At 61.9% G+C, this 23,405-nt stretch carries 19 protein-coding genes; 10 read left to right on the forward strand and 9 right to left on the reverse strand.

Features of this window, described 5'->3' with window-relative positions; all coding sequences use genetic code 11:
- Nucleotides 1–86: 86 nt before the first annotated feature.
- The 8 genes from HNO86_RS17195 (at nt 87) to HNO86_RS17230 (ending at nt 11,763) form a co-directional block, all read left to right on the forward strand.
- Entirely contained in the window at nt 87–1,955 is a 1,869-nt protein-coding gene (locus tag HNO86_RS17195; RefSeq protein ID WP_175378131.1) for an extracellular solute-binding protein, read from the forward strand.
- Entirely contained in the window at nt 1,955–3,016 is a 1,062-nt protein-coding gene (locus tag HNO86_RS17200) for a microcin C ABC transporter permease YejB (protein ID WP_175378132.1), read from the forward strand. Before HNO86_RS17195 ends, HNO86_RS17200 begins: the two co-directional genes overlap by 1 nt.
- Nucleotides 3,016–4,038, forward strand: coding sequence for an ABC transporter permease (locus HNO86_RS17205; protein ID WP_175378133.1), 1,023 nt, complete (start codon nt 3,016–3,018; stop codon nt 4,036–4,038). Before HNO86_RS17200 ends, HNO86_RS17205 begins: the two co-directional genes overlap by 1 nt.
- A 14-nt stretch (nt 4,039–4,052) precedes the next feature.
- A complete protein-coding gene (locus tag HNO86_RS17210) occupies nt 4,053–5,633 on the forward strand; it encodes an ABC transporter ATP-binding protein (protein ID WP_175378134.1) in 1,581 nt (526 codons plus the stop codon).
- A 136-nt stretch (nt 5,634–5,769) separates the two neighbouring features.
- A complete protein-coding gene (locus HNO86_RS17215) occupies nt 5,770–7,185 on the forward strand; it encodes a sigma-54-dependent Fis family transcriptional regulator (protein ID WP_175378135.1) in 1,416 nt (471 codons plus the stop codon).
- Between the two features lie 284 nt (nt 7,186–7,469).
- Complete coding sequence (locus HNO86_RS17220) at nt 7,470–8,861, forward strand: GntP family permease (protein WP_175378136.1); 1,392 nt, start codon at nt 7,470–7,472, stop codon at nt 8,859–8,861.
- A 7-nt stretch (nt 8,862–8,868) separates the two neighbouring features.
- Nucleotides 8,869–9,654: a 3-hydroxybutyrate dehydrogenase gene (gene hbdH / locus HNO86_RS17225; protein ID WP_175378137.1), complete on the forward strand. Its 786-nt coding sequence runs from the start codon at nt 8,869–8,871 to the stop codon at nt 9,652–9,654.
- Nucleotides 9,655–9,807: 153 nt separating this feature from the next.
- Complete coding sequence (locus HNO86_RS17230; protein WP_175378138.1) at nt 9,808–11,763, forward strand: acetoacetate--CoA ligase; 1,956 nt, start codon at nt 9,808–9,810, stop codon at nt 11,761–11,763.
- A gap of 112 nt (nt 11,764–11,875) precedes the next feature.
- Here HNO86_RS17230 and HNO86_RS17235 read toward each other — a convergent pair whose 3' ends face one another.
- The gene (locus HNO86_RS17235) at nt 11,876–12,967 is read right to left on the reverse strand and encodes a PilT/PilU family type 4a pilus ATPase (protein WP_175378139.1); all 1,092 of its coding nucleotides are present in this window, start codon (nt 12,965–12,967) and stop codon (nt 11,876–11,878) included.
- 143 nt (nt 12,968–13,110) lie between these two features.
- Here HNO86_RS17235 and HNO86_RS17240 point away from each other — a divergent pair, with 143 nt between their 5' ends.
- Both HNO86_RS17240 and HNO86_RS17245 read left to right on the forward strand, forming a co-directional pair.
- Nucleotides 13,111–15,645, forward strand: coding sequence for a PAS domain S-box protein (locus tag HNO86_RS17240; RefSeq protein ID WP_175378140.1), 2,535 nt, complete (start codon nt 13,111–13,113; stop codon nt 15,643–15,645).
- Nucleotides 15,646–15,699: 54 nt separating this feature from the next.
- Entirely contained in the window at nt 15,700–15,975 is a 276-nt protein-coding gene (locus HNO86_RS17245; RefSeq protein ID WP_110963242.1) for a peptidylprolyl isomerase, read from the forward strand.
- Between the two features lie 141 nt (nt 15,976–16,116).
- On the opposite strand, the gene HNO86_RS17250 is transcribed toward HNO86_RS17245, so the two are convergent.
- The 8 genes from HNO86_RS17250 to HNO86_RS17285 form a co-directional block, all read right to left on the reverse strand.
- The gene (locus tag HNO86_RS17250; protein WP_175378141.1) at nt 16,117–17,034 is read right to left on the reverse strand and encodes a sugar kinase; all 918 of its coding nucleotides are present in this window, start codon (nt 17,032–17,034) and stop codon (nt 16,117–16,119) included.
- Nucleotides 17,035–17,161: 127 nt separating this feature from the next.
- Nucleotides 17,162–18,379, reverse strand: a complete 1,218-nt coding sequence (locus tag HNO86_RS17255; RefSeq protein ID WP_175378142.1) for an amino acid deaminase — start codon at nt 18,377–18,379, stop codon at nt 17,162–17,164.
- 39 nt (nt 18,380–18,418) lie between these two features.
- Nucleotides 18,419–19,183 (reverse strand): IclR family transcriptional regulator, encoded by a 765-nt coding sequence (locus HNO86_RS17260; RefSeq protein ID WP_175378143.1) that lies wholly within the window; start codon nt 19,181–19,183, stop codon nt 18,419–18,421.
- 144 nt (nt 19,184–19,327) lie between these two features.
- The gene (locus tag HNO86_RS17265; protein ID WP_175378144.1) at nt 19,328–19,717 is read right to left on the reverse strand and encodes a RidA family protein; all 390 of its coding nucleotides are present in this window, start codon (nt 19,715–19,717) and stop codon (nt 19,328–19,330) included.
- A 30-nt stretch (nt 19,718–19,747) separates the two neighbouring features.
- Nucleotides 19,748–20,542: an amino acid ABC transporter ATP-binding protein gene (locus HNO86_RS17270; protein WP_175378145.1), complete on the reverse strand. Its 795-nt coding sequence runs from the start codon at nt 20,540–20,542 to the stop codon at nt 19,748–19,750.
- Nucleotides 20,539–21,201, reverse strand: coding sequence for an amino acid ABC transporter permease (locus HNO86_RS17275; protein WP_175378146.1), 663 nt, complete (start codon nt 21,199–21,201; stop codon nt 20,539–20,541). Before HNO86_RS17275 ends, HNO86_RS17270 begins: the two co-directional genes overlap by 4 nt.
- A gap of 9 nt (nt 21,202–21,210) precedes the next feature.
- Nucleotides 21,211–21,873 carry an amino acid ABC transporter permease gene (locus tag HNO86_RS17280; protein WP_175378147.1) on the reverse strand — a complete coding sequence of 221 codons (663 nt, stop codon included), beginning with the start codon at nt 21,871–21,873 and terminating at the stop codon, nt 21,211–21,213.
- Between the two features lie 52 nt (nt 21,874–21,925).
- Nucleotides 21,926–22,774, reverse strand: coding sequence for a transporter substrate-binding domain-containing protein (locus tag HNO86_RS17285; RefSeq protein WP_175378148.1), 849 nt, complete (start codon nt 22,772–22,774; stop codon nt 21,926–21,928).
- Nucleotides 22,775–23,405 lie beyond the last annotated feature (631 nt).

The raw sequence follows: 23,405 nt of genomic DNA on the forward strand, positions 1-23,405 counted from the left end.
GTGTTTGGGATGCGAATTCGGCTGGCGAGGGACGCGCCGCTAGCGTACAAATTGTCGTTATCGACCACCCGGCTCTAAGGCTGACAATGCGACTGGCTTTCCCAACTGTATTTTTCACTGCCGTGGCCCTGCTCCTGGGCGCCGCCGGCGTGAACGCCGCACCGCAACATGCGTTGACTGTCTACGGCGAACCGGCCAAGTACCCCGCCGGCTTCAGCCACTTCGCCTACGCCAATCCGCTTGCCCCCAAGGGCGGCACGATGCGTCGCTCGGCGATTGAAATCGGTCTTTTCGATCATGTCCTGCCTTATATCGACAAGGGCATCGGCGTCACCCAGATCGACGGCCTGCTCTACTCGCCCCTGGCCCAGCGCTCGCTGGATGAGCCCTACACGGTGTATGGCCTTGTCGCCAAACAGATCGAACGCTCCGATGACGGCCTGTCCCTGCGCTTCTATCTGAACCCCAAGGCACGCTTCGCCGATGGCAAGCCGATCACCGCCGAAGATGTGCGCTACACCTTCGATCTGCTGATGACCCAGGGCAGCCTGCGCTATCGCACGCAATTCGCCGACGTCAAAGGCGTTGAAGTGGAGTCGCCTCTGACTGTGCGCTTCGACTTCAAGAACAACGAAAACCGCACCCTGCCTCTGGACATTGCGACCCTGCCGGTGTTTCCAGAGCATTGGTGGAAGACCCGCGATTTCGCCGGCGGCGGTGGCTATGAGGCGCCGCTGGGCAGCGGGCCGTACCGGGTGGGCAAGGTCGACTCCGGGCGCAGCATCACCTTCGAACGCAACCCCGACTGGTGGGGCAAGGACCTGCCGGTCAGCCGCGGGCTCTACAATTTCGATCATTTCAGCATCGAGTATTTCGGCGATACCGATGTGGCGCGCCAGGTCCTGCGCGGTGGCGCCTACGACTACAACCGCGAGTTTTCCGCCACCGGCTACTCCATCGGCTATGACAGCCCGGCGCTGAGCGACGGTCGTCTGCAAAAGGCCCACCTGGCCACCGAAGCGCCGCAGCCGAGCCAGGGTTTCGTGTTCAACCTGCAAAAACCGATGTTCCAGGATCGCCGAGTGCGTCAGGCGCTGGTGATGCTCTGGGATTTCGAGTGGAGCAACCGGCAGATGATGCGCAACCTGTACATCCGCCAGCAGAGTTTCTTTTCCAACACCGAACTCGCCGCCCGCCAATTGCCCGATGCCGGCGAGCGGGCGATTCTCGAGCCCCTGCGCGGACAGATCCCCGACGAAGTCTTCACCCAGGTGTTCGAAGCGCCCAAGACCGACGGCAGCGGCGTGATTCGCGACAAACAGCTGCAAGCTTTGGCCTTGCTCGAACAGGCCGGCTGGAAACCCGACGGAGATCAACTGGTCAACGCCGAGGGCGAACCGTTGAGCTTTACCTTCCTGGTCAGCCAGAACGGCATGGATCGCCTGCTGCTTCCCTATAAACGCACCCTCAAACAGATCGGCATCGACCTGAACATCCGCCGCATCGACGCCTCGCAATATGTGAACCGCCTGATGAGCCGCGACTACGACATGATCGTCACCGGCTACCCGGTCACCACCTCCCCCGGCGGCGAACTGTTCAACTATTTCGGTTCTGCCTCGGCCAATGACCCTGGCTCCAACAACTACATGGTGCTGAAGAACCCGGCGGTGGACACCCTGATCAACGGTCTGGTGCGCGCCGACAACAAGGCCGACATGCTGCGTTATGCCCACGCGCTGGACCGGGTGTTGCAATGGAACTACTACTGGATTCCCAACTACTACCCGCCAGGAACCTCCACCGTGTGGTGGAACCGCTTCGGCATCCCGAACGTGCAGGCCAGCAATGACGAAGCCATCGAGAGCTGGTGGGAAGTGAGCACCACGCCCCTGACCAACCAGCAAATGACCGCCGAACGCATTCGCCGTGGCAGCCCCGGAGGACCGCACTGATGTGGGCTTACATACTGCGGCGTCTGCTGCTGATCATCCCGACGCTGTTCATCATTCTTCTGGTCAACTTCGTCATCGTCCAGGCCGCGCCGGGCGGGCCCGTGGAACAGGCCATCGCCCACCTGCAAGGCATCGGCGGCGTGACGGCCGGCGGCAGCTCCGGTGAAACCGGCAGCGGCACGTCCCGGGCCAGTCGCGGCCTGGACCCGCAACTGATCAAGGACATCGAAAAACAGTACGGCTTCGACAAGCCGGCCCATGAGCGGCTGTGGCTGATGATCACCAGCTATGCACAACTGGACTTCGGCAAGAGCTTCTTCCGCGGCGCCACCGTCACCGAGCTGATCCTGCAGAAGATGCCGGTGACCATTTCCCTCGGGCTCTGGGCGACGCTGATCACTTATCTGGTGTCCATCCCGCTGGGCATCCGCAAGGCGGTGCACCACGGCAGCCAGTTCGATATCTGGAGCAGCACCGCGATCATCATCGGCTATGCAATGCCGGCGTTCCTGTTCGCGATGTTCCTGATCGTGGTCTTCGCCGGCGGCACTTCGCTGAACTGGTTCCCGGTACGCGGGCTGGTCTCCGACAACTTCGACTCGCTGTCGACCCTGGGCAAGGTCACCGACTACTTCTGGCATCTGGTGCTGCCGGTAACCGCGTTGGTGATCGGCGGTTTCGCCACCCTGACCATCCTGACCAAAAACTCCTTCCTCAACGAAATCACCCGCCAATACGTGGTCACCGCCCGCGCCAAGGGCCTGAGCGAGCAACGGGTGCTGTACGGTCACGTGTTCCGCAATGCCATGCTGCTGGTGGTGTCGGGGATTCCCCAGGCCTTCATCAGCGTGTTTTTCGCCGGTTCCCTGCTGATCGAAGTGATCTTTTCCCTCGATGGCCTGGGCCGCATGAGTTACGAGGCGGCGGTTTCCCGGGATTACCCGGTGGTGTTCGGCTCGCTGTTCATCTTTACCCTGTTCGGTCTGCTGATAAAACTGGTGGGCGACCTGTGCTACACCCTGGTCGACCCACGCATCGACTTCGCCGCGAGGAACGCCTGATGCTCAAGCTTTCGCCGCTCGGCCGTCGTCGTTTCGAGCGTTTCAAGAAAAACCGTCGCGGCTGGTGGTCGCTGTGGCTGTTCATCGGCCTGTTCCTGCTGACCCTGGGTGGCGAGTTGATCGCCAACGACAAGCCGCTGGTGGTCAGCTATCAGGGCCAGTGGTACTTCCCGGTGTTCAAGCGCTACACCGAGCAGGCATTCGGCGGGCAGCTGCCGTTCCAGGCTGACTACCGCAGCGACTACGTGCAGAAGCTGATCAAGAAGGACGGCGGCTGGTTGCTGTTCCCGCCGATTCCGTTCAGCGACGACACGCCCAACTACGACCTGAACAAACCGGCCCCCAGCCCGCCGTCGAACGTGAACTGGCTGGGCACCGACGATCAGGCGCGGGATGTGCTGGCCCGGGTGATATTCGGGGCCCGCGTGTCGATTCTGTTTGCCTTGATGCTGACCTTCGTCAGTGCGCTGATCGGCATCGCCGCCGGTGCCTTGCAGGGCTATTACGGCGGCTGGGTCGACTTGCTCGGACAGCGCCTGCAAGAGGTCTGGTCGGGGCTGCCGGTGCTGTATTTGCTGATCATCCTGTCAGGCTTCGTCGAGCCCAATTTTTGGTGGTTGCTGGGGATCATGGCGCTGTTTTCCTGGCTGGCGCTGGTGGACGTGGTCCGTGCCGAGTTCCTGCGCGGGCGCAATCTGGAATACGTCAAGGCTGCCCGCGCGCTGGGCCTGACTGACCACAAAGTCATCGTGCGCCACATCCTGCCCAACGCCATGAACGCCACCTTGAGTTACCTGCCGTTCATTCTGACCGGCGCGATTTCGACCCTCACCGCCCTGGATTTCCTTGGCTTCGGCATGCCCGCCGGCAGCGCTTCCCTGGGCGAACTGATCGGTCAGGGCAAGCAGAACCTGCAAGCGCCGTGGCTGGGGCTGACGGCGTTTTTCACCCTGGCGTTGATTCTTTCCCTGTTGGTATTCATCGGCGAAGCCCTGCGTGACGCCTTTGATCCTCGATCCTGATCCGGACTGTAGACATGAGCCTTAACCTGATCGAAATCCGTGACCTCAGCGTGGCCTTCAGTGGCCAGACCGTCGTGCGCAACCTGTGCCTGGACATCCGCCCCGGCGAATGCCTGGCGCTGGTGGGCGAGTCGGGCTCGGGCAAGTCGGTGACCGCCCACTCGATTCTGCAGCTGCTGCCGCAAAGCGGCACCGAAACCAGTGGCAGCATTCGCTATCGCAGTCAGGAACTGGTGGGTGCCGATGCGGCCAAACTGCGCCAGTTGCGCGGCAACCGCATCGCGATGATCTTCCAGGAGCCCATGACCTCGCTCAATCCCTTGCACAGCATCGAAAAGCAGATCGGCGAAACCCTGCTGGTGCACAAGGGTATGGCGGGCAAGACGGCGCAGGCGCGCATCCTCGAGTTGCTGCATCTGGTGGGCATCAAGAATCCCAAGGAACGCCTCAAGGCCTATCCCCATCAATTGTCCGGCGGCCAGCGCCAGCGGGTGATGATCGCCATGGCTCTGGCCTGTGAGCCGGAACTGCTGATTGCAGACGAGCCCACCACCGCGCTGGACGTCACCGTGCAGCGCAAGATCCTGCTGCTGCTCAAATCTCTGCAGCAGCGACTGAACATGTCACTGCTGCTGATCAGCCACGACCTGAATCTGGTGCGCAGCATCGCCCAGCGCGTCTGCGTGATGAAGGCCGGCGAGATCGTCGAACAGGCGCCCTGCGAAACCCTGTTCACTGAGCCCAAACACCCTTATAGCTGCGTGCTGCTCAACGCCGAGCCCGAAGGCGAAGCGCTGCCCCGGGACGAGCGTGAGAACGTGTTGGAGGTGGACAACCTGGAGGTGCAGTTTGCCGTCAGTGGCGGACTGTTCCAGCGCAAGACCTACCTCAAGGCCGTGGACGGCATTAGCCTGAACGTGCAGCGCGGCAAGACCCTGGGCATCGTCGGCGAATCCGGCTCCGGCAAGTCGACGCTGGGCCAGGCGATCCTGCGGTTGCTCGATTCACAGGGCAGCATCCGCTTTCAGGGCCAGGCGCTGGATGGCCTGACGCAGAAGCAGCTGCGACCCTGGCGCAAGCAGATGCAGGTGGTGTTCCAGGACCCGTTCGGCAGCCTCAGCCCACGGATGTCCGTGGAGCAGATCCTGTGCGAAGGCCTGGAGGTACACAGTGATCTGAGCAACGAGGAATGCAACGCCGAGGTGACCCGGGTGTTGCAGGAGGTCGGCCTCGATCCGAAAAGTCGCCATCGCTACCCTCACGAATTCTCCGGCGGCCAGCGCCAACGCATCGCCATCGCCCGGGCGCTGGTGCTCAAGCCGGCGCTGATCCTGCTGGACGAACCGACCTCGGCTCTGGATCGAACCGTACAGAAACAAGTGGTCGCCCTGCTCCGCCAGCTCCAGGAAAAACATGGCCTGACCTATCTGTTCATCAGCCATGACCTGTCCGTGGTCCGTGCCCTGGCCCACGACATGATCGTGGTCAAGGATGGCAAGGTGGTGGAAAGCGGTGCCAGCCATGAGGTATTCGAATCGCCGCAGCATCCGTACACCAAGGAGCTGTTGGCGGCGGCGCATTTGGGGCAGGCATAATCCGTTGCATGATTTGACACCGCAGCGCGGCCTTCGCGAGCAAGCCCGCTCCCACATTTGGAATGTATTGCCCTGTGGGAGCGGGCTTGCTCGCGAATAGGCCGGCACAGGCACCACAAAACCAGGATCAGCACCCATGAACACCACCGAAAGCCTCAAGGACTACCAGCGCGTCCGCCTGCTGGCGATCCGCTCTCTGTTCGAGATCATCGAGCAGTCGAGTGAAGGCACGGTGATCGTCGACCGCGACGCCAACATCGTCTGGATGAACGAACGCTACGCCCGGCGCTTCGGCCTGCCCTCGGCCGAAGGCGCCATCGGCAAGGCCTGTGAAAGCGTGATCCCCGGCAGCCTGTTGCGCGAAGTGGTGCGCACCGGCCGGCCGATCCTGCTGGACATGCAGGACACCCCCAAGGAACCGCTGGTGGTCATGCGCCTGCCGATCCACGATGATGCCGGCGAGGTGATCGGTGCCATCGGCTTTGCCCTGTTCGACGAGCTGCGCAGCCTGTCGCCCATGCTCAAGCGCTACATGAGCATGCAGGAAGAACTTGCTTCCACGCGCTCGCTGCTGCGGGCGCGGCAGACCAAATACAACTTCGCCCACTTCATCGGCACCAGCGCCGCCAGCCTGGAAGTCAAACGCCGCGCCCGACGCAGCGCCAGCACCGAATCACCGGTCTTGCTGCTGGGCGAAACCGGTACCGGCAAGGAGTTGCTGGCCCAGGCGATCCACAACGCCTCGCCCCGTGCGCACAAGGCCTTTGTCAGCATCAACAGCGCGGCAATCCCCGAATCGCTGCTCGAAGCCGAGTTCTTCGGCACCGCCCCCGGCGCCTTCACCGGCGCCGACCGCAAGGGCCGCGCCGGCAAGTTGCAGATCGCCCAGGGCGGCACGCTGTTTCTCGATGAAATCGGCGACATGCCCCTGCCGCTGCAAAGCAAGCTGTTGCGGGTATTGCAGGAAAAGGAATTCGAACCGGTGGGCTCCAACGAGGTCATCCAGAGCGACGTACGCGTCATCGCCGCGACCTCCACCGATCTTGAAGCCGCGATCAAACGCGGCGAGTTTCGCGCCGACCTGTATTACCGCCTCAACGTCCTGCCGATCCAGGTACCGCCGTTGCGCGACCGTCTCGATGATTTGCCTGCACTCAGTGAGGCGATTCTTGAAGAGTTGCGCAGCCAGCATGAACTTAATGGCGAAGCGTTGGCGTTGCTGGGCCAGCATGCCTGGCCTGGGAATATTCGCGAATTGCGTAATGTGCTGGAGCGGGCGGCGTTGCTCAGTGATGACCTGCGGCTTTCCGTGGCGGATATACGGGCGGCGATTGGGACTTTTACTCCGGTTGAGCGGGTAGCGACGGTGACCCTCGAACCGTTGGAGCACGAGACGTTCAGCGCGGCGCGGGAGCGGTTTGATCGGCAGTTGATTGAAACCACCCTGGCGCAATGCGGGGGCAAGGTGATCGAAGCGGCGGCGCGGCTGGGGCTTGGACGGTCGACGTTGTACAAGAAGATGGTGGCGCTGGGGATTGCAGAGTCTCAATAGCGAGACAAAAATCTCTGGTTAGAGATTAATTTTTTATATCAAAAGATCGCAGCCTTCGGCAGCTCCTACACGGGATTTCCGCGTTCCCTTGCAGGAGCTGCCGAAGGCTGCGATCTTTTCGCTCCAAAAAAATCTCCAAACGGAGACACAAATCTCGCAACAATCCCCACCAATAAAATTAAACCCTTATATTTCAATAATTTACGATTTTGGCATAGATCTCGCTATAGCCCCCTCCTACAAAGCTTCACCTATACAAAAATAACAATCCCAGGAGACACACCATGAGTGTGATCATTGCCTTGGCGGCCCTCGCGCTGCTGATGCTGGCTGCTTACCGCGGCTATAGCGTTATCCTTTTTGCTCCAATCGCCGCTCTCGGCGCCGTTCTGCTCACCGACCCTTCCGCCGTTGCGCCCGCCTTCACCGGGGTGTTCATGGAGAAGATGGTCGGGTTCATCAAGTTGTATTTCCCGGTGTTCCTGCTCGGTGCGGTGTTCGGCAAGTTGATCGAGTTGTCGGGTTTCTCGCGCTCCATCGTCGCTGCGGCCATTCGTTTGCTGGGCACCCGCCAGGCGATGCTGGTGATCGTGCTGGTCTGCGCCCTGCTCACCTATGGCGGCGTGTCGCTGTTCGTCGTGGTGTTCGCGGTCTATCCGTTTGCCGCCGAGATGTTCCGCCAGAGCAATATTCCCAAGCGCCTGATTCCGGCGACCATCGCCCTGGGCGCGTTCTCGTTCACCATGGACGCCCTGCCCGGCACCCCGCAGATCCAGAACATCATTCCCAGCACCTTCTTCAACACCACCGCCTGGGCGGCGCCCTGGTTGGGTGTGATCGGCACGATCTTCGTGTTTTGCGCCGGGATGCTATTTCTCCAGCGCCAGCGCAACAAGGCCCAGCGTGCGGGTGAAGGTTATGGCACGCAGCTGCGCAACGAGCCGGAAACCGCTGCCGACCTGAAGCTGCCCAATCCCTGGATCGCCCTGTCGCCGTTGCTGGCCGTGGGCATCATGAACCTGCTGTTCACCCAGTGGATTCCGCAGTGGTATGGCAAGACCCACAGCCTGGCCCTGCCGGGGATGGCCGCGCCGGTCACCACCGAGATCGCCAAGCTCACTGCCATTTGGGCGGTTCAGGCCGCGTTGCTGGTGGGCATTCTCATGGTGCTGGCGTTCGGCTTCACGGCGATCAAGAGCAAACTGGCCGAAGGCAGTAAAAGCGCGGTCAGCGGTGCGCTGCTGGCGGCGATGAACACGGCGTCGGAATACGGCTTCGGTGCGGTGATCGCCTCGCTGCCAGGCTTTCTGGTGCTGGCCGACTGGCTCAAGAGCATTCCCAACCCGCTGGTCAACGAAGCGATTACCGTGACGTTGCTGGCCGGTATCACCGGTTCCGCCTCGGGTGGCATGAGCATCGCCCTGGCGGCGATGTCCGAGCAGTTCATCGCCGCTGCCCACGCCGCGAACATTCCGCTGGAAGTGCTGCACCGCGTGGCCGCGATGGCCAGTGGCGGCATGGACACCCTGCCGCACAACGGCGCGGTGATCACCTTGCTGGCGGTCACCGGCCTGACCCATCGCGAAGCTTACAAAGACATTTTCTGTATTACGCTGATCAAGACCCTCGCGGTTTTCGTGGTGATCGGCACTTTCTACGCCACTGGCATTGTGTGAGGTATTCATGACGACTCTTTCAGGCAAGACCGCTCTGGTCACCGGTTCCACCAGCGGCATCGGCTTGGGGATTGCCCTGAGCCTGGCCAAGGCCGGCGCCAATGTGGTCCTCAACGGTTTCGGCGATGCGTCGAAAGTGATCGCCGAGGTCGCGCAGCTCAATAAAGAAAGCGGCGGCAAGGTCGGCCATCACCCCGCCGATGTCAGCGATCCGGCGCAGATCGCCGACATGATCGCCTACGTCGAGCGTGAGTTCGGCGGCGTCGACATTCTGGTGAACAACGCCGGCATCCAGCACGTGGCGCCGGTGGACGAGTTTCCGGTGGAGCGCTGGGATTCGATCATCGCGATCAACCTGTCGTCGGTGTTCCACAGCACCCGCCTGAGCCTGCCGGGTATGCGCGCCAAGGGCTGGGGCCGGGTGATCAACATTGCATCGGTGCATGGTCTGGTGGGGTCGACCGGCAAGGCGGCTTATGTGGCGGCCAAGCATGGGGTGATCGGGTTGACCAAGGTGGTTGCGCTGGAAACCGCGACCAGCCATGTCACCTGCAATGCGATTTGCCCGGGCTGGGTGTTGACGCCGCTGGTGCAGAAGCAGATCGACGATCGCGCCGCGACCGGGATCGATCCGCAGCAGGCGCAGCATGACTTGCTGGCCGAGAAACAGCCGTCGCTGGAGTTCGTCACGCCGCCGCAGCTGGGTGAGCTGGTGCTGTTTCTGTGCAGCGAGGCCGGGAGCCAGGTGCGCGGGGCGGCGTGGAATGTGGATGGTGGGTGGTTGGCGCAGTAAGCAGCCGCCGGACCGCGTTATCGTTCATCGCGGGCAAGCCACGCTCCCACAGGATTTGTGTCGTACCCATATTCGACACCCGGCACAACCCTGTGGGAGCGTGGCTTGCCCGCGATCGAGTGCGCAGCACTCGCCAACAATAAGAGGCAAATCATGTCCGAAATACTGTGGCAACCCAGCGCCGAGCGTATCGGCAAGACTCGCATGGAGGCCTTTCGGCGTTTTGTCATCAAGCGGCACCACGTGCACCTCGATGACTACGCGGCCCTGCACCAATGGTCCATCGATCAGCGCCCGGACTTCTGGCAGGCGATCGTCGACTTTTTCGATATCCGTTTCCATCAGCAACCCGACGCGGTGCTGGTGGAGGGCACACAGATGCCCAGCGCCCAATGGTTCCCCGGCGCTACCCTGAACTTCGCCGAACACCTGCTGCGCCGTCGCGACGATGCCATCGCGGTGATCGCCGTGGCGGAAAACGGCCAGCGTGAACACCTGACCTGGGGCGAGCTGGCCGAGCACGTCGCCGGCTTTCAGAACGGCCTGATCGCCGCGGGCGTCGGCGTTGGCGACCGGGTCGCGGCGTGCATGCCCAACACCTGGCAAACCCTGGTGGCCATGCTCGCCACCACCAGCCTCGGAGCGATCTGGTCCTGCTCTTCGCCGGATTTCGGCACCCAAGGGGTGATCGACCGTTTCGGCCAGATCGAGCCGAAAGTGCTGGTGACCTGCGCCGGCTACCGCTACGCCGGCAAAGAGATCGATCAGCGCGTCAAGCTGAATGAAATCCTCGAACGCCTGCCTTCCCTGCGCCAACTGGTGGTCGTGCCTTACGCCCGCCCCGATGCACACATCGAGCAATTCCATACCGAGGCCAACGTCACCCTCTGGGACGACTTCTATTTCCCCGGCGGCGAGCCGGACTTCGTTGCCGTGCCGTTCAACCACCCGCTCTACATCCTCTATTCCAGCGGCACCACCGGCGTGCCCAAATGCATCATCCACGGCGCCGGCGGCACGCTGCTGCAACACGTCAAGGAACACGGCCTGCATTGCGACCTCGGCCCTGGCGAGCGCCTGTTCTACTACACCACCTGCGGCTGGATGATGTGGAACTGGCTGGTCTCGGCCCTCGCGGTGGGCAGTTCGGTGTTGCTGTACGACGGCTCGCCGTTCGAGCCTGTCCCCGAACGCTTGATCGACCTGATCGACGACGAGCGCATCAGCGTCTTCGGCACCAGCCCCAAGTTTCTGGCGACCCTGGAAAGCAGCGGCGTCAAACCCACACAAAGCCACGACCTGAGCAGCCTGAAAACCCTGCTCTGCACCGGTTCCGCGCTGTCACCGCAGAGCTACGACTACGTATACCGCGACTTCAAGCCTGACGTTTGCCTGGCCTCGATGTCCGGCGGCACCGACATCATTTCCTGCTTCGTCAATGGCAATCCCTGGCAACCGGTGCGCCGTGGTGAAATGCAGGGCAAGAGCCTGGGCATGGCGGTCGAAGTGTGGAATGACGAGGGGCAGCCGGTGATCGGCGAAAAAGGTGAGCTGGTGTGTACCCGGCACTTCCCGGCGATGCCCATCGGTCTCTGGCACGACCCCGATGGCGAAAAGTTGCGCACCTCCTACTTCAGCCAGTTTCCGGGCGTCTGGGCTCAGGGCGATTACGCCGAGCAGTTGCACGATGGCGGGATGATGATCCACGGACGCTCCGACGCCGTGCTCAACCCCGGCGGCGTGCGGATCGGCACGGCGGAAATCTATCGGCAGGTGGAAAAGGTCCCGCAGGTGATCGACAGCGTGGCCATCGGTCAGCAGTGGCAGAACGATGTGCGGGTGGTGCTGTTTGTACGCCTGCAAGACGGCATAACGCTGGATGAAGCGCTGCAACAGCAGATCCGCCAGGTCATCCGCGCCAACACCACACCACGCCATGTGCCGGCGAAGATTGTCGCGGTGACCGACATTCCACGGACCATCAGCGGCAAGATCGTCGAGTTGGCGGTGCGCAATGTGGTGCATGGGCAGAATGTGAAGAACACCGATGCCCTGGCCAACCCCGAAGCCCTGGAGCACTTCCGCAACCGCCCCGAGCTCCAGACCTGACGCATTTCCCCCGTGTAGGAGCTGCCGCAGGCTGCGATCCTTTGATTTTGTTTTTTAAAAGTTCAAGATCAAAAGATCGCAGCCTGCGGTAGCTCCTACAGGGGGGATAGAGTCAATCTACCAGGCCCCAATCGCCGGGAGTGGATTCGCTGTGCAACTTCAGCCGCAGGCGCAAATTGTTGGCGGAGTCCGCATTTTTGAGCGCCTCGTCAGCGGTGATCGCCCCCTCCACCACCAACCCGTACAACGCCGCATCAAACGTCTGCATCCCCTGCGCCTCGGACTTCTCCATGATTTCCTTGAGTTCGCCCAAGCGATTGTGGCGAATCAGATCGCCGACGGTCGGCGTCCCCAGCAGCACCTCCACCGCCACCCGCCGTCCACCGTCGACCGAGCGCACCAGTCGCTGGGACACGAACGCCTTGAGGTTGTTGCCCAGGTCGTTGAGCAACTGCCCCCGCCGCTCCTCGGGGAAGAAATTGATCACCCGATCCAGCGCCTGGCTGGCGTTGTGAGCGTGCAAGGTGGAGATCACCAGATGCCCGGTATCGGCGAAGGCCAGCGCGTGTTCCATGGTTTCGCGGTCGCGGATTTCGCCGATCAGCACCACGTCCGGCGCCTGGCGCAACGTGTTCTTCAGGGCCATGTGAAAGCTTCGGGTGTCCACGCCCACTTCACGCTGATTGATGATCGAATGCTTGTGCCGATGGATGAACTCGATCGGGTCCTCGATAGTGACGATGTGCCCGCGGCTGTGTCGGTTGCGGTAATCGATCAGGGCCGCCAGCGACGTTGACTTGCCGGAGCCGGTGGCACCGACGAACAGCATCAGCCCTTGCTTGAGCATGACCGTCTTGAGCAGCACCGGCGGCATCTTCAGGTCTTCATAGCGCGGAATGTCGAGCTTGACGTTGCGTATCACCATTGACACGTCATTGCGCTGCTTGAAGATATTGACCCGAAAACGCCCGACCCCGGTCACGGACATCGCCAGGTTCATTTCCAGTTCACGATCGAACTCGAGGCGCTGTTCGGCGTCCATGATAGAGGTAGCCATGACGGCAATTTCCCCCGGTTTGAACGCTTGCTCCGACAGCGGTGTAAGCACACCTTCAAAGCGCGCACTGGGTGGCGCGCCGGTAGACAGATAAAGGTCGGATCCATCCTGGCTGGCCAGTCTTTTTAATAACGCATCGATTTCCATGGCAAAAAGCACCCGCGAAGCATTCAATTGAAAGAAACGACCCGGATCGGATCGCAGCGAACACCGCTCGATAACAGAGTAGACGCCTCTAAACCGGCCATTGTTCAGATACAGTGTTCAGATACATTGTTCAGGAAACCTCGATGAGTGCAGCACCGACCGCCAGCGATGCCCAAGCCCTGATTGCCCGGCTCGACTGGGCGAACAGCCCGTTGGGCGACGCCAGCACCTGGCCGCAGAGCCTGCGCACCGCCGTGGACATCGTGATTCATTCGCCGATGCCCATGCTGCTGCTCTGGGGACCGCAACTGACCCAGATCTACAACGACGGCTTCGCCCTGCTCTCCGGCAGCAAGCATCCGCACGCTTTCGGACAGCCGACGCACCTGATCTGGCCAGAACTTCGAGACTTCGCCGACCCCATTTACAGCGCCGTCCTACAAGGCCAGGTGCGCAGCTACAGCGAACAGCGCTTCACCCTGCAGCGTGACGGCAAGGATTCCGACTTCTGGCTCGACCTGACCTACAGCCCCATCCGCGACGAAAGGGCCGAGGTCGCCGGGATTCTGGTCACCGCCATCGAAACCAACGAGCGCCGGCGCATTGCCCTCGAACTGGAGCAGCGCTCGGCCGCCAGCCTCAAGGCGCAACGGGAAACCGAGGAACGCCTGCAACTGGCCCTGGCCGCCACCGACGCGGTGGGCACCTGGGACTGGGACATCGGCGAGGACCGCTTCATTGCCGACGCGCGTTTTGCGCAATTGCACGGCATCGATCCCGCCATGGCCGGACAATTGCCGATCAGCGCTTACCTGCACGCGGTCCACCCCGAGGACCGCGCCCTGGTCGCCCACGGCATCAAGCGCTGCATTACCGAAGGCAGCGAATACGCCGAAGAATATCGTCTGCAGTCCGATGGGCAACTGCGCTGGGTGTTCGCCCGCGGGCGCTGCTACAAGGATCACCACGATCGACCGATCCGTTTCCTCGGCGCCGCCCTGGACCTGACCGAACGCAAGAACACCGAGCAGGCGCTGCGCCAGAGCCAGACCGAGCTGCAGCTGATCATCAACGCCATGCCGATCCTGATCAGCTACGTCGACCGCGAGGAACGCTTTCGCCTGAACAACTCCGCCTATCTGGACTGGTACGGCCTGACACCTCAGGAACTCTACGGCCGAACCGTGCGCGAGGTGCTCGGTGACGAGGCTTACGCATTGCGCGCCGAGCACATTGCCCAGGCGCTGTCCGGCAGGCCCTGTTGCTTCAGCATCAACACCCCGCACCGTGACGGCAGCATCCGCCACGCGTTGATGAATTACCTGCCGCGCCATGGAGCGGACGGTGCGGTGAATGGCTTCTACATCTTTGTGATCGACGAGACCGAGCGCAAACACACCGAAGAAGCCCTGCGCAATCTCAACGAAACCCTGGAAGAACGGGTCGCCGCCCGCACCCAGCAACTGGCCGAGACCAACCAGCGTCTGCAAAACGAGATGTTCGAGCGCGAACGCGCTGAAGACGCCCTGCGCCACGCGCAGAAAATGGAAGCGGTCGGCCAGCTCACCGGCGGCATCGCCCATGACTTCAACAACATGCTCACCGGGATCATCGGCAGCCTCGACCTGATGCAGCGCTACATCGCCGACGGGCGTATCGAGGAAATCGCCCGGTTTACCGAAGCGGCGGTGTCCTCGGCCAACCGTGCCGCCGCCCTCACCCATCGCCTGCTGGCGTTCTCCCGGCGCCAGTCGCTGGACCGCAAGCCGCTCAATGCCAACGACCTGATCCACTCGCTGGAAGACCTGTTCAGCCGCACCAAGGGCGACCACATCGTGCTCAAACTGCAACTGGCCGAGAATCTCTGGTCCGTCAGCACCGATGTCAGCCAGCTGGAAAACGCGCTGCTCAATCTGGTGATCAACGCCCGGGACGCGATGCCCGATGGCGGCGAACTGCGTATCGAAACCGCCAACGTCTATCTCGACGGCAGCGACGTCAACATCCTGGAGCCGGTCAAGGCCGGCGATTACCTGATGATTGCCGTCAGCGACAACGGCACCGGCATGACGCCCAAGGTGCTGGCCAAGGCGTTCGATCCGTTTTTCACCACCAAGCCCATCGGCCAGGGCACTGGGCTGGGGTTGTCGATGATCTACGGGTTTGCCCAGCAATCGGGCGGCCACGTCAGCCTGTTCAGCATGCCCGGCCAGGGCACCAGCGTGCGCCTGTATCTGCCGCGCCTGCTTGAGGTGCAAGCGCAAGATGTGTTGTCGCCGGTGATCGGTGAGGTGCCGCCGGCGATTGCCGGGGAAACCGTGGTGCTGGTGGAGGACGATCCGGCGGTGCGCATGCTGGTGCTGAGCCTGCTCAAGGAGCTGGGTTATCGCGCCTTTGAGGCCGAAGACGCGAAAACCGCCCTGCCCTTGCTCGAATCGGACATGCGGGTCGACCTGCTGGTGACCGATGTCGGCCTGCCGGGCATGAATGGTCGGCAACTGGCGGAAATCGCCCGCCAGCACCGGCCGCGGATCAAGGTGCTGTTCATGACCGGTTATGCGCAGATGGCCGCGGAACGTGGAGGATTTCTCGAAGAAGGCATGGACATGGTGGCCAAGCCGTTTTCCATCGATCTGTTGGCCAACAAGATACGCACGATGATCGGCCAACCCGAGTGAGTTAGGGCATAATCGCGCGCCCCGCCGTAAACCCAGTCAACAGGTAACTGCCCCATGAAAGCTCAAGCCCGCCACATTCTGGTGAAAACCGCCGAAGAAGCCGAGCAGCTCAAGCAACGCATCGCCAAGGGCGAAGCATTCGATGTGCTCGCCAAGAAGTACTCCACCTGCCCGTCCGGCAAGCGCGGCGGCGACCTGGGTGAAGTGCGGCCGGGGCAGATGGTCGGGGCGATCGATGCGGTGATCTTCAAGAAACCTCTGCGGGTGGTGCATGGGCCGATCAAGAGCAAGTTCGGGTATCACCTTGTTCAGGTGTTTTTCCGGGATTGATGGGTTGGCCTGAAGGCCTCATCGCTGGCAAGCCAGCTCCCACAGGATTTGTCGGCGCACCTGAAATCTGTGGCAACTCACAACCCCTGTGGGAGCGGGCTTGCCCGCGATCCGATGGCGCAGCCAGCGGCCATTCAACGCTTATCTTGGGATAAGTGCCCCAGGCACCTGAATCACCCGACTCGCCAACCGATGCCCCGCCTCTGCCGCCTCTACCGCACTGCCACCCTTGAGCCGGCTGGCCAGGTACGCCGCACTGAACGAATCCCCCGCCGCCGTGGTGTCCACCACCCGCTCGACCTTCTGCGCCAGCACTTCGAACGACTCGCCAGCACAACGAATCAGACAGGCCTCGGCGCCGCGCTTGAGCACCACTTCGGGCGTGCCAATCTGCTCGTAGGCCTCGAACACGGCATCACAATCGGCGAAATGGAACAGCGCCTGCTCGTCATCCACCGTCAACAGCGCCAGGTCGACATGAGGCAACACGCTGCGATAAGCCGCCCGCGCTTCCTCGATCGAAGCCCACAGTCGTGGCCGGTAGTTGTTGTCGAAGACCACCCGCGCATTGCGCTGGCGGGCTTCGATCAGGGTTTGCAGCAGGCGCTCGCGGCCTTTCGCGCCGAGCACCGCCAGGGTGATGCCGCTGAAATACAGCACGTCGTAATCCGGCAGCGCCGCCAGGATCGGCTCGGCGGCCGGGGTGGTGAAGCAGTCGCGTACCGCCGCTTCGTTGCGCCAGTAAAGGAAACGACGCTCGCCCGCGGCGTCGGTCTGGATGCAATACAGCCCCGGCAGACGGCCGGGCAAACGCTGGACCATGCCCAGGCCGATGTTTTCAGCGGCCCAGCTCTGGCACATGGCGTCGCTGAAACTGTCATCGCCGAGGGCGGTGACGTAGTCCACGCTGCCGGCGCTGCCCAGCTCGCGGGACAGGTAGACGGCGGTGTTCAGGGTATCGCCGCCGAAGCTCTGTTGCAGACTGCCATCGGCGCGGTGCTGCAACTCGATCATGCATTCGCCGATCAGGGCGATGCGGGGGGTGTTGATGGTGTTCATCTGTGGAGTCTCTGGTGTTGCGGTGGTGTCTGGGCGGGCGTCTTCGCGGGCAAGCCTCGCTCCTGCAGGTTGGTGTGATCCGTAGGAGCGAGGCTTGCCCGCGAAGGCAGCAACTCGGGTTACGAACTTAGAAGCAGGTCTCCATGTTCTCGATGACATTCAGCTGCTCATCCACCAGACACCCCGTGCGCCACTTGTCGAACGTCAGGCACGGGTGCGAGGTGCCGAAGGAAATGATATCGCCCACCTTCAACTCAACCCCGGGCGCCACGGTCATGAACGCGTGCTGGTCCATCACCGCCGTCACCTTGCAGCCGCCGACATCGTCGCCCTTGGCCGGCACCACGCCCGCCTTGTAACGCAGCAGCGGCACCGGCAGGCCGGCGTCGTAGGCCACGTCGCGCTTGCCCAGGGCGATCACCGCAAAACCCGGCTCCGGCAGCGACTGCACATGGGCCCAGACTTCCAGCGCCGGGCGCAGGCCTTCGTTCAAGTCGCTGCGGCGGTCGAGCACGCAGCATTGCGCTTCTTTATAGATGCCGTGGTCGTGAGCCACATAGCTGCCCGGACGCAGCACACTGAGGAAACGCCCGGCGGCGTTCTGCGCCTCGAATTCCTCGGCGATCAGGTCGTACCAGGCCGAACCCGAAGCCGTGACGATCGGCTTGGCGATGGCGAACGCGCCGCTGTCCTGCAACTGCACCGCCAGACGCACCAGCGACTGGGCAAAGGCGCGGATGCCGCTGATGGCGTGATCGCCGTGGATCACCCCTTCGTAGCCTTCGATGCCGGTCAGAGCCAATGCCGGTTGCGCGGCAATGGCCTTGGCCAGGTCGATCACTTCCTGCTCGCTGCGGCAACCGCAACGGCCGCCCACCACGCCGTATTCGATCATCACGTTCAGACGCACACCGCGGGAGGCAAAGTAGGCGCCCAGGTCCGCGACGTTGTCCGGGTGATCGACCATGCAATAGAAGTCGAACGTCGGGTCGGCCAGCAGGTCGGCGATCAGCGCCATGTTCGGCGTGCCCACCAGCTGGTTGGCCATCAACACCCGACGCACGCCATGGGCGTAGGCCGCGCGGGTTTGCGTGGCGCTGGCCAAGGTGATGCCCCAGGCGCCGGCGTCCAGCTGGCGACGGAACAGCGCCGGGGTCATGCTGGTCTTGCCGTGGGGCGCCAGCTGCGCGCCGCTGTTGCTGACAAAGTCCTGCATCCAGCGAATGTTATGCTCCAGCGCCTGGCGATGCAGCACCAGGGCCGGCAGGCTGACGTCGCGGACCAGGTTGGCGCCAGTCTGGGCAAAGCCCTTTTCCACGGCGGCAGTATTGGGGGCAGAAGACATGGTCGAACTCCTCACATTCGCGGCTGCGGGCAGCCGCTGTTATTCGTTGATGCGCCGGGCCAGGCTGTTCGCGCTTTCGATCAGCACCCGACGGTAATCGTGGTAGTTGGTTTTGGCATCGGCCCTCGGGGCGACGATGCACAAGGTTGCGATGGCCACGCCGTTGGGGTCTTTGACCGGGGCGGCGAAGCAATGGGTAAAGGTGTCGGCCACGCTGTCGAAGGAGAAAAAGCCATCGATGCCGGCCTGACGGATTTCGCCCAGAAACTGCTCCAGCGGCAGGCGTTCGCCGGTGGGCAGGATGAAGTCGTCCTCGTCGATCAGGTCGACGATCGCCTGGTCGCTCAGGTGCGCCAGCAACAGGCGCCCGGAAGCGGTCCAGGGGATCGGTGCGTTTTCGCCGATGTCCGAGGAAATGCGGAAATGCCGCTCGCCCTCCTTCATCAGCGCCACGGTGTATTTGCGCCCGTTGAGCAGGCACATCTGCGCGGTTTCCCGGGTCTGGCTGACGATTTCCTGCAAGGCATGGTCGGCCTCGCGGGTCAGATCGAAATGGCGCAGGTGCGCCTGGCCCAGGAAATACAGCTGACGGCCGAGGTAAACGTGACCGTCCTTGCCCACCGGTTCCAGAATCCGTCGTTCCAGCAGCGAGGCCACCAGTTCATAGACGGTGGATTTGGGGCTGCCGATGCCATTGGCGATGTCGTTCGGTCGCAGGGGCTGGCCGATTTCCTTGAGGAAATCGAGGATATCGAACGCCCGGTCCAGGCCACGTGCCCGGCGCTTGATGGTGTCTTCGGTCATGTCTGTGGTTCCCATACAAAGTGCCGGGAGTTTACCCAGAGTGCGGCGGCAACCGTAAGGCCGCCTTCGCGGGCAAGCCTCGCTCCTGCAGTCGGTGAAAACCTGTAGGAGCAAGGCTTGTCCGCGAACAATTCACCGCCAATCTCAGGCCTTTTTCTTGTAGGCAATGCAATCGATCTCGACCTTGCAGTCGACCATCATGCTCGCCTGCACGCAGGCCCGGGCCGGGGCGTGTTCAGGTTTGAAGTACTCGGCGAAGACCTTGTTGAAACTGGTGAAATCCCGCGGATCGTCCAGCCACACGCCGGCACGCACAACGTCTTCGATGCCATAACCGGCTTCGTGGAGAATCGCGATCAGGTTCTTCATGGTCTGGTGGGTCTGCTCGACGATACCGCCATTGATGATCTCGCCGTCCACCGCCGGCACCTGCCCGGACACGTGCAGCCAGCCATCGGCTTCAACGGCGCGGGCGAAAGGGCGAGGCGTGCCCCCTGCAGCGCTGCTGCCGGTGCCGTAACGAGTAATGCTCATGGGTGTTTTCTCCTGATTGACATTGAATGTTTAAAACCGCGTGCTTTTGAGAAATTCAGCCAGACGCGGCGATTGCGGGCGTTCGAACAGTTCCTTGGGTGGCCCCTGCTCTTCGATGCGCCCCTGATTCATGAAAACGATCTTGTCCGAGACCTCGAAGGCAAAGCGCATTTCGTGGGTCACCAGCAGCATGGTCATGCCGTCTTCGGCCAGGCCCTTGATCACGTTGAGCACTTCACCGACCAGCTCCGGGTCCAGCGCCGAGGTCACTTCGTCGAACAGCATCAGGCTCGGGTTCATCGCAATGGCCCGGGCGATCGCCACGCGCTGCTGCTGGCCACCGGACAACTGGCCCGGGTAGTGATCGCGACGCTCGAGCAGGCCGACACGCTCAAGCCATTTCTCGGCCAGTGCCACCGCTTCGTCCTTGTGCAGTTTCTTCACCTTGAGCAGGCCCAGGGTCACGTTCTGCAGCGCGGTGAGGTGCGGGAACAGGTTGAATTGCTGGAACGCCATGCCGGTCATGGCGCGATGGCGGGCGATGACTTTTTCCGCGTGACGAATGCGTTTGCCGTTGACTTCGTCATAGCCGATGGACTCGCCGTCCAGCAGGATCTGCCCGCCCTGGAACTCTTCGAGCATGTTCACGCAGCGCAGCAACGTGGTCTTGCCCGAGCCGCTGGAGCCGATCAGGGTCACGACGTTGCCGCGCTGCATGGTCAGGTCGACGCCCTTGAGCACTTCAAGCTGGTCGTAACGTTTGTGCAGGCCGCGAATGTCCAGCAAGGGTTGGCCGTTTTGTGCGTTGGTTTGAGTCTGATTCATGGCAAGGCCACCCGCTTTTCAATGTGCCGGCCGAGTAACTCGATGCCGTAGTTGATGACGAAAAACAGAAATCCGGCGAACAGGTAAAACTCAAGGGTCATGAAGGTGCGGGCGATGATCTGCTGGGTGCTGAGCAGCAGTTCGGCCACCCCGATCACCGACAACAGGGTCGAGGCCTTGACGATCTCGGTGGACGAGTTGACCCAGGTCGGCAGGATCTGCCGCAGCGCCTGAGGCAACAGCACGTAGCCGAGCGCCTGGTAAAACGTCAGGCCAATCGCCTTGCTCGCTTCCATCTGTCCGCGAGGCAAAGCCTGCAAGGCTCCGCGCACAATCTCGGAAACGTGGGAGCCGCAGAACAGCGTCAGTCCCAGGGCACCGGCCTGGAACGCGCTGATCTGCCAGCCCATCGCCGGCGCCATGTAGAAGCACGCCAGCACCAGCACGAACACCGGGGTGCCGCGAATCACGTCCACGTAAAAACGAAACGGCGCGCGCATCCAGAACTTGCCGTACGTCAGCACCAGCCCTGAAAACACACCGAGCACAGTGCCCAGCAAAATTGCCAGGGCCGAACACTGCACACTGGTCAAAAAGCCTTGCCACAATGCTTCCCGCGCAACCCACAACTCATGCAACCAACTGGGAGATTCGTACATCGAGGGCTCCTATCGGCGAATCGCCAGACGCTGTTCGAGGTAACGCAGCATCATGGCAATCAGGTAACAGGCCGCCACGTACAGCGCGGTGGTCACCAGCCAGGTTTCGATCACCCGGTAGCTTTCGACATTGATCTTGCGTGCGTAATAGGTCAGCTCCGGCACCGCAATCGCGGCCGCCAGGGAGGTGTCCTTGAACAGCGAAATGAAGTTGTTCGACAAGGCCGGCAGCACATTGCGCAACATCACCGGCACGGTGACATAAGCCTTGACCTGCCACTCGCCCAGGCCAATCGCCAGACCAGCCTCGCGCTGGCCCTTGGGAATGCTCAGCAGGCCGCCGCGGAACACTTCGGTCAGGTAGGCCCCGGCATACAGCGACAGGGTGACGATGAACGAAGGGATCTTGTCCAGACGGATGCCCAGGCTCGGCAAGGCGAAGTAGATCAACAGAATCAACACCAGAATCGGCGTGTTACGGATCACCGTCACATACACCGATGCCAGCACCCGCAACGCGCGGTGCTTCGACAACAAAGCAAACGCCATCAGCAGGCCGATCACGCAGCCGATGGCGATCGACACCAGCGCCAGTTCCAGGCCCAGACCGAGCCCCGCCAGCAAGGTGTCGAAATCGCGCCACACGGCGGCAAAGTTCAACTGATAGTTCATGGTCGGCAGTACCTTGAGCGGGGCGATTCAGGACCGCCCCGCTCTCACGGGATCATTTGAATTCGACAGGGAAACCGATGGCTGGAGTCGGCAGATCGACGCCAAACCATTTTTTGAAGGATGCCGAATACGTCGGGAACTCAACGCCGGTCATGGCTTCATGCAGGGTGGTGTTGACGAAGTTCAGCCAGTCCTGATCGCCACGCTTGACCGCGCAGGCATAGGTTTGCGGGCTCCAGGCGTAGGCCGGGCTGCGGTAGCGGCCTGGGTTCTGCACCATCAGGTATTTGACCGACGATTGATCGGTGGCCGCCGCGTCGGCGCGTCCCGAGTTCACCGCCTGATACATCAGGTCGACGCTGTCGTACTGATCGACCTTGGCCTTGGGCAGCGCCTGATGCACCAGTTCTTCGGCATACACGTTCTGCAGCACGGCCACGGTGACGCTGTCACCGGCGGCGCGCATGTCGTCGATTTCCTTGTACTTGCTGTTGGCCGGCAGCAGCAGGCCCACGCCTTCGCGGTAGTACGGCAGAGTGAACGCCACCTGCTGGGCACGGCTGGCGGTCACGGTGATGAACTGGCAACTGATGTCGACCTTGTCGGTCAGCAGGTTGGGAATCCGCGCATCGGAAGACTGCACCACGTACTCGACCTTGTCCGGGTCGTTGAACAGCCCCTTGGCAATCATGTGCCCGATATCGATATCGAAGCCCTGCAACTTGCCGTCCGCCCCCTGGAAGTGCCAAGGCGCATTGGTGCTGCCGGTCCCCACAATCACTTTGCCACGGGCCAGAACGCTATCGAGCTTGCTGTCCGCCGCCTGGGCCACACCCACGGCAGCAGCAGACGCTGCGAACAAAAGAACACACGCTTTGAACAAGGAAGGACGGTGATGCATGGCAAGCACTCCAGGATGATGTTTATTCCGCTATACCGGAACTTGGTATGTAACAACGGAACAGACAGCAGAAAGTGTGCCACAGCTCGGACGGGGAATGTAGAGGGGATTGAAAAGTGTTTTGAATCAGATAGATGGGTTGAAACGCAGGAACAGTGTTACCGAAAGGGACGATAGCGTAGCGCTACCGTTGGCTACGTCGACGGGTAGGTTGTTCACAAATGGTGCGCGTTGAATCGATACGTGCAGGAGCGAGCACGGTCGTGATGGACCCAAGAAGATTGCGGGGAATCAGGCACCCAGCGTTATCGTTGACGACCATCGCGAGCCGGCTCGCTCACACAATGGGGCTGGGTACATCCGCGAGATTGAGGTCGTCTGTCAGGACGCCTTCGCGGGCAAGCCCGCTCCCACAGTGGGTCGATGTGCATCCGCAGGATGGAGGTAGGTTGCGAGGACGCCTTCGCGGGCAAGCCTTGCTCCTACGGGTTTGGTGGGTGTACGCGAAATCAGAGAACACCCTATACCACTGTAGGAGCTGCCGAAGGCTGCGATCTTTTGATCCTAAAAAACAAAATCAAAAGATCGCAGCCTTCGGCAGCTCCTACACGAACCAAATCCGATCAGGCCG

The organism is Pseudomonas sp. C1C7 (assembly GCF_013359595.1).
Lineage (GTDB): Bacteria > Pseudomonadota > Gammaproteobacteria > Pseudomonadales > Pseudomonadaceae > Aquipseudomonas.